The organism is Stenotrophomonas sp. TWI1151 (genome assembly GCF_039673135.1).
Classification (GTDB): Bacteria; Pseudomonadota; Gammaproteobacteria; order Xanthomonadales; family Xanthomonadaceae; genus Stenotrophomonas.
Map to the genome: position 1 here is coordinate 206,336 of NZ_JBDJLA010000001.1, position 16,737 is coordinate 223,072.

At 65.7% G+C, this 16,737-nt stretch carries 14 protein-coding genes; 7 read left to right on the top strand and 7 right to left on the bottom strand.

Going from position 1 to position 16,737, the window contains the following annotated elements; genetic code table 11:
• Nucleotides 1–124 precede the first annotated feature (124 nt).
• Nucleotides 125–994, top strand: a complete 870-nt coding sequence (locus ABE422_RS00895; protein WP_346482264.1) for a LytTR family DNA-binding domain-containing protein — start codon at nt 125–127, stop codon at nt 992–994.
• A gap of 50 nt (nt 995–1,044) precedes the next feature.
• On the opposite strand, the gene ABE422_RS00900 is transcribed toward ABE422_RS00895, so the two are convergent.
• Complete coding sequence (locus ABE422_RS00900) at nt 1,045–1,794, bottom strand: M48 family metallopeptidase (protein WP_313212485.1); 750 nt, start codon at nt 1,792–1,794, stop codon at nt 1,045–1,047.
• Between the two features lie 204 nt (nt 1,795–1,998).
• Between ABE422_RS00900 and prfB the strand changes: the two genes are divergently transcribed.
• From prfB to ABE422_RS00920, 4 genes are all read left to right on the top strand, one after another.
• Nucleotides 1,999–3,124 (top strand): peptide chain release factor 2 gene (gene prfB, locus ABE422_RS00905; protein WP_179459037.1). Its coding sequence is split into 2 segments (ribosomal slippage): nt 1,999–2,073 and nt 2,075–3,124, totalling 1,125 coding nucleotides; the frame shifts between segments, so codons are not numbered across the junction.
• 127 nt (nt 3,125–3,251) lie between these two features.
• Nucleotides 3,252–4,769, top strand: coding sequence for a lysine--tRNA ligase (lysS, locus tag ABE422_RS00910; RefSeq protein ID WP_313218228.1), 1,518 nt, complete (start codon nt 3,252–3,254; stop codon nt 4,767–4,769).
• Nucleotides 4,770–4,970: 201 nt separating this feature from the next.
• The gene (locus ABE422_RS00915; protein ID WP_313218230.1) at nt 4,971–6,110 is read left to right on the top strand and encodes a two-component system response regulator; all 1,140 of its coding nucleotides are present in this window, start codon (nt 4,971–4,973) and stop codon (nt 6,108–6,110) included.
• Between the two features lies 1 nt (nt 6,111).
• The gene (locus ABE422_RS00920; RefSeq protein ID WP_346482265.1) at nt 6,112–8,286 is read left to right on the top strand and encodes an ATP-binding protein; all 2,175 of its coding nucleotides are present in this window, start codon (nt 6,112–6,114) and stop codon (nt 8,284–8,286) included.
• A 50-nt stretch (nt 8,287–8,336) separates the two neighbouring features.
• On the opposite strand, the gene ABE422_RS00925 is transcribed toward ABE422_RS00920, so the two are convergent.
• The 6 genes from ABE422_RS00925 to bamE form a co-directional block, all read right to left on the bottom strand.
• Nucleotides 8,337–9,206, bottom strand: a complete 870-nt coding sequence (locus ABE422_RS00925; RefSeq protein WP_346482266.1) for a crotonase/enoyl-CoA hydratase family protein — start codon at nt 9,204–9,206, stop codon at nt 8,337–8,339.
• Between the two features lie 158 nt (nt 9,207–9,364).
• Nucleotides 9,365–11,041, bottom strand: coding sequence for a long-chain fatty acid--CoA ligase (locus ABE422_RS00930; protein WP_346482267.1), 1,677 nt, complete (start codon nt 11,039–11,041; stop codon nt 9,365–9,367).
• Between the two features lie 199 nt (nt 11,042–11,240).
• The gene (locus tag ABE422_RS00935; RefSeq protein ID WP_346462211.1) at nt 11,241–11,906 is read right to left on the bottom strand and encodes a hypothetical protein; all 666 of its coding nucleotides are present in this window, start codon (nt 11,904–11,906) and stop codon (nt 11,241–11,243) included.
• Nucleotides 11,906–12,277, bottom strand: coding sequence for a type II toxin-antitoxin system prevent-host-death family antitoxin (locus ABE422_RS00940; protein WP_313218235.1), 372 nt, complete (start codon nt 12,275–12,277; stop codon nt 11,906–11,908). Before ABE422_RS00940 ends, ABE422_RS00935 begins: the two co-directional genes overlap by 1 nt.
• Nucleotides 12,278–12,509: 232 nt before the next feature.
• The gene (gene acnA, locus ABE422_RS00945) at nt 12,510–15,266 is read right to left on the bottom strand and encodes an aconitate hydratase AcnA (protein WP_313212477.1); all 2,757 of its coding nucleotides are present in this window, start codon (nt 15,264–15,266) and stop codon (nt 12,510–12,512) included.
• Nucleotides 15,267–15,513: 247 nt separating this feature from the next.
• A complete protein-coding gene (gene bamE, locus ABE422_RS00950; protein ID WP_346462216.1) occupies nt 15,514–15,891 on the bottom strand; it encodes an outer membrane protein assembly factor BamE in 378 nt (125 codons plus the stop codon).
• Between the two features lie 200 nt (nt 15,892–16,091).
• Here bamE and ABE422_RS00955 point away from each other — a divergent pair, with 200 nt between their 5' ends.
• Both ABE422_RS00955 and ABE422_RS00960 read left to right on the top strand, forming a co-directional pair.
• Nucleotides 16,092–16,316, top strand: coding sequence for an AbrB/MazE/SpoVT family DNA-binding domain-containing protein (locus tag ABE422_RS00955; RefSeq protein ID WP_123729167.1), 225 nt, complete (start codon nt 16,092–16,094; stop codon nt 16,314–16,316).
• A gap of 7 nt (nt 16,317–16,323) precedes the next feature.
• Nucleotides 16,324–16,722, top strand: a complete 399-nt coding sequence (locus tag ABE422_RS00960; RefSeq protein ID WP_346482533.1) for a type II toxin-antitoxin system VapC family toxin — start codon at nt 16,324–16,326, stop codon at nt 16,720–16,722.
• Nucleotides 16,723–16,737: the final 15 nt, after the last annotated feature.

A 16,737-nucleotide genomic window follows, 5' to 3' on the forward strand; every position in this document is an offset into this window, starting at 1 on the left:
GAACAGTGGGCGCAACCAGCCGACGCCGCGCCAAGTGACGAATGGCGGTCGCCAGGGGACGGGTGGGGCGCACTACCATGGCCTGATGAGTCAGGCTGACGACCCTTTGCAAATGGATGATTCAATGGCGAACGGACGTGCCGCGCGGTGGCGGCCGGGTGCGCGGATGCTGGTGTGGTCGGTGATCCTGCTGACTACCGCGGTGGCCAATGCGCTGGTGGAAGTGATGGATGCGGGCCGCCGTGGCGAAGACCTTGGCCTGTGGCAGCCGATGATCTGGGAGTTGAGCAGCGTCGCGATGATCCTGCTGACGTTGCCGGTCCTGTGGTGGGGCTGCCAGCGTTGGCCGCTGCACGCCGATACCTGGAAGCGACGGCTGCCGCTGTATCTGCTGGCCAGCGTGGCGTGGTCGCTGGTGCATGTGACCGGGATGATGGGGCTGCGCCATTTAGCCTATGCCGCGCTCGGCTACCACTATCAGGACGATGCCACCTGGCCGGTACGCCTGATGTACGAGTACCTCAAGGATGTCCGTGCCTTCTTCAGCTTCGTGGCGATCGAGCACTTCTTCAGTTGGTTCGGGCGACGCCGGCAGGGCGAAGCGCATCTGCTGGCCGCGCCGGACGATGCGCCCCCGGTGGACGCGGTGGAGCGTCCGGCGCGGTTCCTGGTGCGCAAGCTGGGCCGCGACTTCCTGGTCGCCACCGGTGATATCGAGTACGCCCAGGCGGCGGGCAACTACGTCAATCTGCGGGTGCGCGGGCACGACTACCCGCTGCGCAGCACCATGGCGGCGCTGGAAGAGCGATTGGATCCGGGGATCTTCGTGCGTGCCCACCGCAGCTGGCTGGTGAACGTGCGGCACCTGGTCTCGATCGAGCCGCTGGAGGGGGGTGAGGCCCTGCTGCACATGGACGATGGCGGCCGGGTGCCGTGCAGCCGCCGGCAGCTGCCCTCGTTCCGCCAGGCGCTGGCCGTGCAGGCACCGGCCTGACCTTGTCTGGCTGACCGGCACCCGGGCGGACCCGGGTGCCGGCAGGGCACTCAGCGCTTGCTGTCTTTCTTGATCATCGCGTCGATGCGCCCGGCGCGGGCTTCCGAGCCCGGGTGTGAGGACATCAGGCCGCCATCGCTGGACAGCTTGCGGAACATGCTGGCCAATGCGGCCGGGTCGTACTGGTGGCGCTTCATGAAGCGGTAGCCGTACTCGTCGGCAGCGCTCTCTTCCTTCTGCGAGAACTGCGCGTTGACGAAGCCTTCAGCCAGTTCGCCGAGCTGGCCCTGGGTCAGGGTGGCGACATTGGCATTGCCCGAGGCGGCCAGCGTGTCACGACCGGCCGAGGCCAGCAGGGCGGTGCGCATCTTGGTCTTGGAATGGCCCAGCTTGACGTGGCCGATCTCGTGACCGATCACGCCGCGCACTTCATCGTCCGAGGCCATGTCCATCAGGCCGGAGTACACGCGAACGCAGCCGTTGGCCATGGCCCAGGCGTTGACGTCTTCGGTCAGGTAGACCTTGAAGCTCAGGCTCATGCCGTCTTCATTGGCCAGGCCCTGGGTGATCTTGGCCAGACGCTGGGCATACGGGTTGTTGGCCGGGGCCACCTTGTTCTGCTGGTCCATGTAGACGCAGGCTTCGTCGGCGGCCTTGGCCACGTCCTGGTCGGACAGGGTCAACGCCTGGCCGGCCTTCAGGCCGGTGCTGGCCAGCTGCTTGAGGTCCAGGGCCGAGGCGGTGGTGGAAGCGGTCAGGCAGGCGAGAGCCAGCAGCAGGGCGGAGGATGACGTCCTCATCGGGGTAGTGCTCCATGTAGTGCGTTGGGGGACGCCGCGGGCAGGGGGCCGCGCAGCGGGGCGGAAGTCTACCGTCTGCCCGGGCGCCCGTGTTCAGCGATGTCGTTTTCCTGGCCGGGACAGGGCGATTCCCACCCCGGCCACCGCCGGAAAGTCCCGGATAGGCTATGATGGACAGTCTTTTCGCACGCATTAATCGCCGACATGATCGAGCTCAATCCTGTCCGCCAGCGCATCACCGATCTCACCGATCGCGTGCTCTCGCTCAGGGGGTATCTTTGACTACGACGCCAAGAAAGAGCGTCTGGAAGAAGTAACCCGGGAACTGGAAAACCCGGATATCTGGAACAACGCCGAGTACGCCCAGAATCTTGGCCGCGAACGCGCCAATCTGGACAAGACCGTCGGCGGCATCGCCACGATCCTCGACGGCCTGACCGAGTCGGGCGAACTGCTGGAACTGGCCGAAAGCGAACAGGACGAAGAAACCGCCCTGGCCGTGGTCAGCGACCTGGACAAGTACCAGAAGCACGTGGAGCAGCTGGAGTTCCAGCGCATGTTCTCCGGGCAGATGGATACCGCGGCGGCGTTCGTCGACATCCAGGCCGGTGCCGGTGGTACCGAAGCCCAGGACTGGGCCGAGATCCTGCTGCGCATGTACCTGCGCTGGTGCGAATCGCGCGGCTGGAAGACCGAGCTGATGGAAGTGTCCGGTGGCGACGTCGCCGGCATCAAGTCGGCCACCCTGCGCGTGGAAGGCGATTACGCCTACGGCTGGTTGAAGACCGAAACCGGCGTGCACCGCCTGGTACGCAAGTCGCCGTTCGATTCGGACAACCGCCGCCACACCAGCTTCACCTCGGTGTTCGTGTCGCCGGAAGTCGATGACAACATCGAGATCGACATCAACCCGGCCGACCTGCGTACCGACGTGTACCGCTCCTCCGGCGCGGGTGGTCAGCACGTGAACAAGACCGAATCGGCGGTGCGTATCACGCACATCCCGACCAACACGGTCGTGGCCTGCCAGACCGGCCGCAGCCAGCACCAGAACCGCGACAACGCGATGAAGATGCTGGCCGCCAAGCTGTACGAGCTGGAAATCCAGAAGCGCAACGCCGAGCGTGACGCGGTGGAAGCCACCAAGTCCGACATCGGCTGGGGCAGCCAGATCCGCAACTACGTGCTCGACCAGAGCCGTATCAAGGACCTGCGCACCGGCATCGAACGCTCCGATACGCAGAAGGTGCTGGATGGCGACCTCGACGAATTCGTCGAAGCCAGCCTGAAGTCCGGCCTGGCCGTGGGTGCCAAACGCACCGACGCCTGACCGTCGGGGCCGCCACGTGCGGCCCCGATCCGTTGTGCCCGGGCCGCGCCCGGTTTCGCAATCCGCCCCGACCATCGGCATGATGGCGGGGACCGTACCTTCCCCCCGACATACATAGACCCACGCCATGAACGATCAGACCGCCGCGCCGCAGCCCCCCGTCGACGAGAACAGCCTCATCGCCGAGCGCCGCGCGAAACTGACCGCCCTGCGCGGGCAGGGCATTGCCTACCCGAACGATTTCCGCCGCGAGCACTTCGCCGGCACCCTGCAGGCCGAGTTCGCCGACGCCGAGCAGTGGACCGCCGAAGCACTGGAAGCCAGTGACCGCCAGGTCAAGATGGCCGGCCGCCTGATGGCCAAGCGCGTGATGGGCAAGGCCAGCTTCGCCCAGATCCAGGACGAGTCCGGCCGCATCCAGCTGTTCCTGCAGGGCAGCACCCTGGGCGATGCCTACACGGCGTTCAAGGGCTGGGACGTGGGCGACATCATCGGCGTGGAAGGCGGGCTCACCCGCACCAAGACCGGCGAGCTGTCGGTCAAGGCCACCAGCATCCGCCTGCTGACCAAGTCGCTGCGCCCGCTGCCGGACAAGTGGCACGGCCTGGCCGACGTGGAGCAGCGCTACCGCCAGCGCTATGTCGACCTGATCGTGACCCCGGAGTCGCGCGAGGTGTTCATCAAGCGCTCGCGGATCATCCGCGCCATGCGCGCCTGGCTGGACAGCCGCGACTTCCTGGAAGTCGAAACGCCGATGATGCATTACATCCCCGGCGGCGCCACGGCCAAGCCGTTCACCACCCACCACAACGCGCTGGACCTGGACCTGTACCTGCGCGTGGCCCCGGAGCTGTACCTCAAGCGCCTGGTCGTGGGTGGGCTGGAGCGCGTGTACGAGATCAACCGCAACTTCCGCAATGAAGGCGTGAGTACCCGCCACAACCCGGAATTCACCATGATGGAGCTGTACGAGGCCTACGCCACGTACACCGAAGTGATGGACCTGACCGAAGGCGTGATCCGTGACGTGGCCAGCAAGGTGCTGGGCACCACCACGGTGGAGTGGGACGGCGCCACGATCGATCTGGCCCCGGCCTTCCGCCGCTGGCGCATGGATGAAGCCGTGCGCCACCACAACCCGGAAATCAGTGCGGCCGACTGTACCGACCGCGATGCGCTGGTCGCCCATTGCGAGCGCCTGAAGATCCGCATCAAGCCGTCCTACGGCTGGGGCAAGCTGCTGCTGGAGATCTTCGAAGCCACCGTCGAGCACACCCTGATCCAGCCGACCTTCATCACCGACCACCCGGTCGAGGTGTCCCCGCTGGCCCGTGCCAACGATGACCAGCCGGGCTATACCGACCGCTTCGAGCTGTTCATCAACGGCAAGGAGCTGGCCAACGGGTTCTCCGAGCTGAACGATCCGGAAGACCAGGCCGCCCGTTTCCAGGCCCAGGTCACGGCGAAGGAGGGCGGTGATGACGAAGCCATGCATTACGACGCCGATTACATCCGCGCGCTGGAGTACGGCATGGCGCCGACCGGCGGCCTGGGCATCGGCATCGACCGCCTGGTGATGCTGCTGACCGGCAGCAGCTCGATCCGTGACGTGCTGCTGTTCCCGTATATGCGTCCCGAAAACTGAGACCTGGGTCCGGACGTGCTTGGGGCACGTCCGGATGGGGGTTCCGCTCCCGTGGCCGCGCGAGTATGGTTTCTGCGTGGCCTTAGCAAGGTGCTATGGCGTGATGGCCACGGACCATGACGGGTTGCAGCGGGTGCTTACATTGGCATCACACTGTGACGACGATCATGAACTGGGGTGTTCATGACGGGAGGCGGACCCATGCAAGGTGCCAGTGTGCTGAGCGGCGGAGTATCCTCTCCGCAGCATGTTCCAGTGTGGTCAAGGAAGAAGGCAGAAGCAGCCTTGAATATTGTCATCGTTGACGACCAGACGTCCGCGCGAACCATGCTGCGCCATGTCATCGAAGACATCGCGCCGGAACTGTCCGTGCACGACTTCGGCGATCCACTGACGGCGCTCGCCTGGTGCGAGTCGCATGCCGTGGATCTGCTGCTGCTCGATTACCGCATGCCGGAGATGGATGGGCTGGAGTTCGCCCGCCGGTTCCGCCGCCTGCCCAAACACCGCGACATCCCCGTGATCCTGATCACCGTGGTCGGCGATGAGCCGATCCGTCAGGCCGCGCTGGAAGCGGGGGTGATCGATTTCCTGGTCAAGCCGATCCGCCCACGCGAACTGCGCGCGCGCTGCTACAACCTGTTGCAGCTGCGCCAGCAGTCGGAGAACGTGAAGCAGCGCGCGCTCTCGCTGGAGCAGCGGCTGCTGGCCAGCATGCATGAGGTGGAAGAGCGCGAGCGTGAGACGCTTTCGCGCCTGGCGCGTGCGATCGAGTTCCGTGATGCCGGCACCAGCGCCTACCTGGAGCGCATGGCGCACGTGGCGGGCCTGATCGCCGAGCAGCTCGGGCTGCCGGAGGAAGAGGTCAAGCTGATCGAGATGGCCGCGCCCCTGCACGACATGGGCAAGATCGCCATTCCCGATGCCGTGCTGCTCAAGCAGGGCAAGCTGAGCGAAGAGGAGCAGGCGATCATGCGCCGGCACCCGCGCATCGGCTATGAACTGTTGAGTGGCAGCCAGAACCGTTTCATCCAGGTCGGCGCGCTGATCGCGCTGCGCCACCACGAGCGCTACGACGGCAGCGGCTACCCGGATGGGCTGGTCGGCGATGCCATTCCGCTGGAAGCGCGGATCGTGGCGGTGGCCGATGTGTTCGATGCCCTGATCTCACCCCGTCCGTACAAGGAAGCATGGACCATGGAAGCCACGCTGGCTTATCTGTACGCCCAGCGTGGCCGGTTGTTCGACCCGCGTTGCGTTGATGCCCTGCTGCGCGGCCGCCTCCAGCTTGATGAGATCTGCGCACAGCACTCCACTGCGTCATCCCGCCCGGGGATGTGATATGCGTCATCTGTACCCGCGGCTGAAGCAACGTCTGGCGCAGCGCCCGGATACCGAGCACGGCCAGGCGATCGTGCGCATCGTGCTGATCACCCTGATCCTGCTGTACGTACTGATGCCGGGGCCGCGGCACGATCTGCCGCCGGCGCAGTACCACGGCGTGCTGGCGATCGTGCTGACCGGCCTGACGCTGTCACTGGGGCTGTTCGGCTGGCTGCTGTGGCGGCCGGGGCGCTCGGACCCGCGCCGGGTGGCCGGCATGCTGGCCGACTACGGGCTGATTGCCGCCGGGATGGTGCAGATGGGCGAGCCGCTGGCCTGGGTCTACATCGTGGTGATGTGGGTGACGGTCGGCAACGGCATGCGCTATGGCAACAACTATCTCTATGTGGCCGTGGCGATGGCCATGGTCAGCTTCGGCAGCACCGCGCTGCTGACGCCGTACTGGGAACGCAATGCCCGGCTGGCGTTCGGGCTGTGGCTGGGCCTGGCCGCGGTGCCGCTGTATTTCTCCACGCTGCTGCGCCAGTTGACCCGGGCGATGGCCGAGGCGCGCCGTGCGAGCGAGGCCAAGAGCCGCTTCCTGGCCAACATGAGTCATGAATTCCGCACGCCGCTCAACGGGCTGTCGGGCATGACCGAGTTGCTGGCCACGACCAAGCTCGATGAAGAGCAGCGCGAGTGCGTCAATACCATCCAGGCCTCCTCGCGCAGTCTGCTGGCGCTGGTTGAAGAGGTGCTGGACATCTCCGCGATCGAAGCGGGCAAGCTGCGCGTGACCGCCGAAGACTTCGCCCTGACCGATGTCATCCAGGCGATCGGGCTGATCCTGCTGCCACAGGCCAAGGCCAAGCGGCTGGATTACCGGGTCAAGGTGGCCGACACCGTGCCGCCGTTGCTGCGCGGCGATCTGGGTCACCTGCGCCAGATCCTGCTCAACATCGCCGGCAACGCGGTCAAGTTCACCGACCATGGCCGGGTCGAGATCCGCGTCGCCGTGCTCAATGCCGAATCCGATGGCGGGGTGCGCCTGCGCTTTGACATCCTCGATACCGGCATCGGCGTCGCGCCGGAAATGCGCCCACGTCTGTTCGAAGCCTTCGAGCAGGCCGATGTCAGCATGGCCCGCCGGCACGAAGGCACCGGCCTGGGTACGACCATCGCCAAAGGCCTCGTCGAGGCGATGGGCGGCGACATCGGCTATGAAGAGAATCCGCCGCAGGGCAGTCATTTCTGGTTCGAGCTGCCGTTTGCGCCGCCGCGCGTGCCGTTGGGCACCGTCACCCCGGCCCTGGTCGGCGACGGGCTGCCGGACCGCAACGGCAATGTCATCGCCTTCGCCGATCCGTTCCTGCGGCACCGCGCGCGCGTGCGCAGCATGCACATCCTGGTCGCCGATGATCACGAGGCCAACCGGATGGTACTGCAGCGCCTGCTGCAGAAAGCCGGTCACAAGGTGCTGTGCGTCAACGGCGGCGAAGCGGTGCTGGATGCGATGGCCGAGAGCGATTTCGATGCCGCCATCGTCGATCTGCACATGCCCGGCATGAGTGGCCTGGACATGCTCAAGGAGCTGCGCGTGATGCAGGCCGGGGGCGGTCCGCGCACGCCGGTGCTGGTGCTCAGTGCCGATGTCACCCCAGAGGCGATCCAGCGCTGTACCCAGGCCGGTGCGCATACTTTCCTGGCCAAGCCAGTGGTGGCCGTGCGGCTGCTGGACGTGCTGGCCGACATCGCCTCCAACGGTCAGCTCAAGGCGAGCGCGCCGATCGTGCGCACCGCCACCGTGCTCGATGGGGTGCTCGATCCAGGCGTGCTGGACGAGTTGGCCTCGCTCGGCATGGGCGATGGCTTCGAACGCGAGTTCATCCGCCAATGCCTGGCCGATGCCGAGCAGTGCGTCGGCGTCGCACTGGCCGACGGCGAGCGCGCCGACTGGGTGCATTTCCGTGAGCAGGCGCATGCGATCAAGGGCGTGGCCAGCAATCTGGGCCTGGTCCGCGTGGCGAACCGTGCGGGCGACCTGATGCGCATGGCCGATTGGCAGCTCAAGAGCGAATGGCGGCAGCGCGTGACCCTGCTGCAGGCGGGCATCAAGGAAGGCCGGCAGGCGCTGGATGCGCGTGCGCAGCGCAAGGCGCAGGGGCAGGCCGACGACGGCGGCGACATGCGCTGAAAAAAAGCCCGGCGGCAGCCGGGCTTGAACAACACAGGGGAGGGGAGGACTCAGGCCACGTCGAGGGTGGCGCGGCGGGTCTGGGCCTTGATCAGGCGGTCCATGGTGCGCAGCGACTTGTCGCCCAGGGCGAGTGCGGAATCGACCCACACCTTGGTGATCTCCAGCAGTTCGTCATAGCGCACGGCCTGGGCCAGGTTGCGCGCGGCATTCATCGCCAGGTACGAGTGCGGAATGCGCTGATGCTGGCGGATCAGATCCTCGACCGCCTTGACGCCGTGGCCCTTGGGCACCAATACGTCGACCACGCCCATGGCATGCATCTCTTCGGAGGAGTACACGCGGCCGTCGAGGATGATCTTCTCGGCCAGCTGCGGTGCCACGCGCTTGCACAGGAACGAGTACGCGCCCATGCCCGGGAACAGGCCGAACAGCACCTCCGGCAGGCCCATGCCGCAGCCTTCTTCGGCCACGATGGTGTGGCAGGCCAGCGCCATCTCCAGGCCGCCGCCGAGCGCGTCGCCCTGGATCAGCGCGATCGAGCGCACGTCGCCACCGAAGCCGGTGTGCAGGTGGTGCACGCCTTCCACGCAGCGCTGTGCGTAGGTCAGCAGGCGGTCGCGGTTGCCCTCGCGGATCAGGCGGGTGAACAGGTCCAGATCGCCGCCCAGGTTGTAGGCGTTCGCATCGGAGGCGAGCACGAAATGCCGCAGCTTGCCGCTGTTGCGCTCGGCCGGGGTGCGGGTGATGGCGCTCATGAAATTCCACATTTCATCGAGCATGTCCTTCCGGCAGCACGGGCGGATGCCGCTGGCGGCATCGGCGTGCATGTACAGCCAATGGGCATCGTCGTTACCCGTGGTTTCGGTGCGGATGGTGGCGTAGCGCTGGTTGACGGGCAGCTTTTCAATGGTGCTCATGGCGATTTCCTCGGAGGCTGGCCCGCTGGGAGGACGGTGGGCGGCGGGCCTGACGGGTCCACACGCCGCGATCCTACACCCCCGGCATCTCACGCAATGCAAAAGGCCCCCGCCGTTGCCGGCAGGGGCCCTGTGAAGATGCAGCCGTTGGGGAACCGTTACGGCGCGGGCGTATCGCGCAGTTCGCGGCGCAGGATCTTGCCGACGTTGGTCTTCGGCAGCTCCTTGCGGAACTCCACGATGCGCGGATGCTTGTAACCGGTCAGGTTGGCACGCGCATGCTCCTTGACCATCTCGGCGGTGAGGTTGGGGTCCTTCTTGACGATGACCACCTTGACCACTTCGCCGGACTTCTCGTCGGGCACGCCGACCGCGGCGACTTCGAGCACGCCGGGCATCATCGCGATGACGTCTTCAACCTCGTTGGGATACACGTTGAAGCCGGACACCAGGATCATGTCCTTCTTGCGATCCACGATGTAGAAGAAGCCCTGCTCATCCATGCGCGCCATGTCGCCGGTGTGCAGCCAGCCCTCGGTATCGACTGCCTGTGCGGTGTCCTCCGGGCGCTGCCAGTAGCCCTTCATCACCTGCGGGCCCTTGATGCACAGCTCGCCCACTTCGCCGGCGGCCAGCGTCTTGCCGGCGTCATCCTTCACGCAGGCATCGGTGGACGGGATCGGCAGGCCGATCGCGCCGTTGTACTCGGCCAGGCTGAGCGGATTGATGCAGGCGGCCGGCGAGGTCTCGGTCAGGCCGTAGGCCTCGACCAGGGTCACGCCGGTGACCTTCTTCCAGCGCTCGGCGACGGCGCGCTGCACCGCCATGCCGCCACCCAGGGTGACCTTCAGCGAGGAGAAATCGATCTCGTCGAAGCCGGGGGTGTTGAGCAGGCCGTTGAACAGCGTGTTGACGCCGGTGATCGCGGTGAAACGGGTTGCCTTGAGCTCCTTGACGAAGCCCTTCATGTCGCGCGGGTTGGTGATCAGGTAGTTGCAGCCACCGAACTTCATGAAGACCAGGCCGTTCGCCGTCAACGCGAAGATGTGGTACAGCGGCAGGGCGGTGATGATCACCTCCTTGCCCATCTCGATCCCCGAGGCGGAGATCCAGGCCGAGGCCTGCTGCATGTTGGCGACCAGGTTGCGGTTGGTCAGCATCGCGCCCTTGGCCACGCCGGTGGTGCCGCCGGTGTACTGCAGGAAGGCGACGTCGTCGTGATCGATCTCGACCTTGGGCAGGGTGTGGCGGCTGCCCAGCTTGAGCGCCTGGTTGAAGCGGATCGCACCGCGCAGGCTGTAGTTGGGCACCATCTTCTTGATGTACTTCAGCACGAAGTTCACCACGATGCCCTTGGCGCCGAGCATGTCGCCCAGGCCGGTGGTCACCACCTGCTTGATCGGGGTATCGGCGATGACCTGCTGCACGGTGTCGCAGAAGTTGTCGACCACCACCAGCACGGCCGCGCCGGAATCCACCAGCTGGTGCTTGAGCTCGCGGGCGGTGTACAGCGGATTGACGTTGACCACGGTCAGGCCGGCCCGCAGCACGCCGAAGGTCGCGATCGGGTACTGCAGGCAGTTGGGCATCATCAGGGCAACGCGGTCGCCCTTCTTGAGCTGCAGCTCACCGAGCAGGTAGGCGGCGAACTGTTCGACCAGTGCGTCCGTTTCCCCGTAGGTCAGAACCTTGCCGAAACTGGAGTAGGCGGGGCGGTCGCGGAACTTGGCCACCGAGGTGTCGAAGACGGCCGAGACCGAATGGAACTCGTTGACGTCGATCTCGGCGGGTACGCCTTTGGGATAACTCTGCAGCCAGGGTCGTTCCAGACTCATATTCCCCCTCCAGGAAACGTGGATGATGTGATGCGATGACGGAGAGTATCCGTCGTTTCATGCCTCGGCAGCATACCGTCCCGAATGGGAAACGCGAAGGGCCGGTGAAGAAAGGTGGACGCGGGGCAGCGGGGCAGGGCCGCGCCGACGATGGATGACGTTTGCAGCCGCATGTGTTCGCTCATCCGCCTATGCTCGCTCATCGCGGCGGCTCGCCAGCGCAGGCGTCGTGACACTGCAGTGCAGCTTCCAGCACCGGCACGGCCCAGTCGGGTGCCTGCCGCAATTGAGCGGCGTCATCGGCGGCGGGCCAGGTCAAACGGCCACCGTCCATCTGCAGCACAGGCTGCGGGTCGGCAACGGGCTGGCCAGGACCGGCCTCTGCACTGTTGTCGTACACCTGCAGCTGTGCCAGTGCTGGCAACAGGGTGATCAGGTTCTGCAGCGCCAACGGATAGCGGCGGTGGATGTCCGCATCGCTGATGGGGTGTCCACCGGCCGCAACGCATGCGCGCACCCGTGCGATGTGCTGCTCGGGAGAGGCCAGGCCGCAGTACCAGACCAGAACGTCATGCGTGGCGCATGCCTCGGCCAGGGTCGCGGCGATGGATTGTCCGCCCAGGGTGGTTTCGAAGGCGTGGTTGCGACGTTCGGCGATCGCGGCCTGCAATCGGGAGAAGCCTTCCTGCCACGCCTGACCATTGGCCTCGCGCTGGCTCATGCCCAGTCCGCGGCACAGCTGCCGGGCCCAGTCGTCCGGATCGAACCAGTCCAGCCCGGCCTCGCGGAGCAGGTGCCCCCCGATGGAACTCTTGCCTGCGCCGTTGACCCCTGCCAGGACGAACAGGAAGGGGCGCGCCGCCATCAGTACCCGCTGCCTGCGACTACCTTGCCCTTGAGCCCTGCCGGCTTGCGCAGCAGCGCGCGCGCGTTGGTGCCCGCCGCAGCACTGTCCAGCACGGCAAGGCGATCATCGAAGCGCTGCCGCAGGTGCTGGAGGGCCGGGGTCTGCTCGCGCAGGGAGGCCAGATCACGCTGCAGCGATACCACTTCGGCCTGCATGGCCTGGTATTGCTCGGCGGAGAGGATGACGGCCTGGGGCTCGTTGTGATTGGTCACCAGCACGGCCTGTTGTTCGCGGACGTCCTGCATGACCTTTCGCCAGTGCTCCTTCACCGTCGAGGCGGTGGTGCGGGTCAGCTCGGTGATCGGGTCGAACTTGAGCGCGTGCCGCATGCCGGTGGCTCCCTGACGGATGCCTCCAGCCTAGCTCATTGCGTACGAAATGGGATAAATATGTGATTTATGAAATTTATGAAAAAGAAGATGGGGCGTTGGGACGCCTGTCCGGGGCACGCCCAAGACGCAGATTCGCGAGGATCCGGAAAGCAGCAAGGGGGCGTTGCGCCCCCTTGCTGTCACGTCATCCCCTGGATGGAGACGGCGTACTTCGCCAAGTGGCTGACGCTTACTTCTTCCCCGCCAGCTGGCGCAGCACGTACTGCAGCAGGCCGCCGTGCTTGAAGTACTCCACTTCCTTCGGGGTCAGCAGCATCACATGGACCTCGAAGGTCTTCTTCGTGCCATCGGCCCGGGTCGCGGTGAGGGTGGCCGATTTGCTGGCGCCATCCTCCAGGCCGGTGATGTCGACCACCTCCGAGCCATCCAGGCCCAGGCTCTGTGCGTTCTCGCCGTTCTTGAACTGCAGCGGCAGCACGCCCATGCCAACCAGGTTGGAGCGGTGGATGCGCTCGAAACTCTCGGCGATCACCGCCTTGACGCCCAGCAGGTTGGTGCCCTTGGCCGCCCAGTCGCGGGAGGAGCCGGTGCCGTATTCCTTGCCGGCGAACACCACCAGCGGGACGCCCTCGGCCTTGTACTTGACGGCCGCGTCGTAGATCGCCAGCTTCTGCGGCTCGCCGCCGTCCTTCGGGAAGTACAGCGTGTTGCCGCCTTCTTCGCCGCCGAACATCAGGTTCTTGATGCGGATGTTGGCGAAGGTGCCGCGCACCATGACGTCATCGTTGCCGCGGCGACTGCCGTAGCTGTTGAAGTCAGCCGGCTGCACGCCACGCTCCTGCAGGAAGCGGCCCGCCGGGGAATCCTTCTTGATGTTGCCGGCCGGGGAGATGTGATCGGTGGTGATCGAGTCGCCGAACAGGCCCATCACACGCGCGCCATGCACATCCTCGATGTGGCCGACGTCCATCGTCATGCCGTCGAAGTAGGGCGGGTTCTTGATGTAGGTCGAGTTGCCATCCCACTCGTACAGATCGCCATCGGGCGACTTGATGGTGTTCCAGCGGGTGTCGCCCTTGAACACGTCGGCATAGTTCTTCTTGAACATCTCCGGCCCGATGGTCGCGGCGATCACGTCGCCGATTTCCTTGTTGCTCGGCCAGATATCGCGCAGATACACCGGCTGGCCATCGCTGCCCGTGCCCAGCGGCTCGGTGGTCAGGTCGATATCGGTGGTGCCGGCGATGGCGTAGGCGACGACCAGCGGCGGGCTGGCCAGGTAGTTCATTTTGACTTCCGGGTGCACGCGACCTTCGAAGTTGCGGTTGCCCGACAACACCGAGGCCACCACCAGGTCACCAGCGGCGATGCCCGCGCTGACTTCGGTCGGCAGCGGGCCGGAGTTGCCGATGCAGGTGGTGCAGCCATAGCCGACCACGTAGAAGCCGATCTTTTCCAGCTCGGTAAGCACACCGGCTTTTTCCAGGTAATCGGTGACCACGCGCGAGCCCGGGCCGAGCGAGGTCTTGACCCACGGCTTGCGGTCCAGGCCCTTGGCCGCCGCGTTGCGGGCGAGCAGGCCGGCACCGATCATCACCGCCGGGTTGGAGGTGTTGGTGCACGAGGTGATCGCGGCGATCACCACCGCGCCATCCTTCAGGCGGAATCTGTGACCCTCCAGCTCGACATCGCTGTAGCCCTTGGCCAGCTGTTCGTTGCCGACCGCCGCACCGCCGCCTTCGTTGACGAACTTGGAGACGTCATCGTTGCGCTTGTCGCGGTTGGTGGTCAGGCCGACCAGGTTCTCGCGATAGTTCTGCTTGACGTCTTCCAGCAGCACGCGGTCCTGCGGGCGCTTGGGGCCGGCCAGCGACGGCTTGACCTCGCCCATGTCCAGCTCCAGGGTGGCGCTGTAGCTGGCGTGCGCGGTGTTGGCGTCGTGCCACAGGCCCTGGGCCTTGGCATAGGCTTCGACGAGATCGATCTGTGCTTCGCTGCGGCCGGACAGGCGCAGGTAGGTCAGTGATTCTTCGTCGATCGGGAAGATGCCGCAGGTGGCGCCATATTCCGGTGCCATGTTGCCGATCGTGGCACGGTCGGCCAGCGGCAGGTGCTGCAGGCCCTCACCGAAGAACTCCACGAACTTGCCGACCACGCCGTGCTTGCGCAGCATCTGGGTGACGGTCAGCACCAGATCGGTGGCGGTGGCGCCTTCGGGCATGCGACCGGTCAGCTTGAAGCCGACCACCTGCGGGATCAGCATCGAGGACGGCTGGCCGAGCATCGCGGCCTCGGCTTCGATACCGCCTACGCCCCAGCCGAGCACGCCGATGCCATTGATCATGGTGGTGTGGCTGTCGGTCCCGAACACGGTGTCCGGGTACGCCACCGCCTTGCCATCCTTGTCCGCAGTCATGACGACGCGGGCCAGGTTTTCCAGGTTCACCTGGTGGACGATGCCGGTGTTGGGCGGCACCACCTTGAAATCATCGAAGGCCTTCTGGCCCCAGCGCAGGAAGCCATAGCGTTCCTGATTGCGCTGGAATTCGATCTTGCCGTTGAGATCCAGCGCGTCGGGCGTGCCGAACACATCGACCTGCACCGAGTGATCGATCACCAGCTCGGACGGAATCTGCGGATTGATCTGCTCCGGTCGACCGCCGAGCTTGACCACCGCATCGCGCATCGCGGCCAGATCGACGACGCAGGGCACGCCGGTGAAATCCTGCAGCACCACGCGCGCGGGCATGAAGGCGATCTCGATGTCGGGCTCGGCCTTGGGGTCCCACTGGGCCACGGCCTGGATGTGGTCCTTGCCGACGGTGACGCCACCATCCTCGTGCCGGAGCAGATTCTCCAGCAGGATCTTCATCGAATAGGGCAGGTGGGAAATGTCGAACGTCTGTCCGAGCTTGGGCAGGCTGAAGTAGTCGTAGGTGGTGCCGCCGACGTCCAGCTGGCTGCGGGTGGAGAACGAATCGCTCATTGCAGATGACTCCTTTGCTGATGGCTTGCAACGGCTGCGCCGGAACGCGCGCCTGCTTGCGGCTGCCGTCGGGCTCGCTGCGCCCGCCGATCCCTCGCAGTATGCGACAGCGGCCGGGGCGTGCCAGCCCTTGGGCTCAGGACGCAAGGTTACACAGGCATGTGTAGTGCCGATGTCATCGCCTGCATCCCGAATGCAGACGGGGCGCCATGAGCGCCCCGTCTGGAAGTAGCTCGGCCGCGGCCGCTTACTTGCCGTTGGCGGCGTCGATCAGGGGGTTGCCGGTCTTGCCCACCGCATTGGTCTTGGACTTGGCGGACAACACGCCGGTCTTGCCGAACTCGAACACGGTGGCTTCCTGGATGTTCTTGCCGAACGACTTGATCTTGACGAAGTCGTAGTACCAGACCTGTGTGTCGCCGAGCTGTTCGCGGCGGCTGGGGGCGCCGAAGGCGCCACGCACATCATCCTGGGTGGTTTTGCCCACTTCGGCGGCATCCAGTTGCTGCTGGGTGATCTCGGTGCCGGTGGTGTAGGCGCCAAACGGGTTGGCATGCGCCGATGGGGCAGCCAGGGCCAGCGGGGCGGCAATCAGCAGGGCAAAAGCGAGGGTGGTGGCGCGCATCGTGGGATGTCCTTGTCTATCGATGGGGGTGCGGGTCGCCAGGAGGGCGGCAAGCGTCCGGGTCCAGGCGGCAGCGGTTGCTGCTCGTTCAGTCTAGCCTTCTTGCCGGGCCCGGGACGCCCGAAAGGCGGGCGCCGCCTGGATTTGCCCCTGAACGTCAAAGTACGTACAATTTATACATACTTTTCGAGGCGTACCCCATGGAAGCTACTGTTGCTGAACGCGGACAGATCACGCTGCCCAAGGCCGTGCGTGACGCCCTGGGGCTGACCAAGGGCACCCAGTTGACCGTGGAGCTGGAAGGCGGCCGCATCATCCTGCGCAAGAGCGTGGACGATGCGATCTCCCGCGCCCGCGGTAAATTCGCACTGGATGGCTTCGAGTCGTCCGAGGCCGCCGTGAAGGCTGTCCGTGACGAAGACTGAGCCCGCGATGATCGCCGTCGATTCGCCGGTGCTGATCGAACTGCTCAGCAACGGCCCGCAGGCCGATGCCGTCGAGGCCTGCCTGCGCCAGAGCCTGGTCGGCGGGCGCGTGGTGGTCTGCGGCGCGACCCTGGCCGAGCTGTGCGCCTCGCTGCGCGGCGGCGCCGAAGTGCTCGAAGCGCTGGAGGAAATGGGTGTCCATTTCAACGCGCTGGAGGCCAAATCGGCCCTGCGCGCCGGCGAGATGCAGCGCCGCCACCGGCAGCGTGGCCAAGGCCGGCGCAGCCTGGACGGCTTCATGGTGGGGGCCCATGCACTGCTGCAGTGCGATGGCCTGATCACCTGGAACGACACGTTTTACCGCGACTACTTCAAGGGCCTGAAGCTGATCGTGCCGCAAGCCTGAGCCCATTCTTTAAAC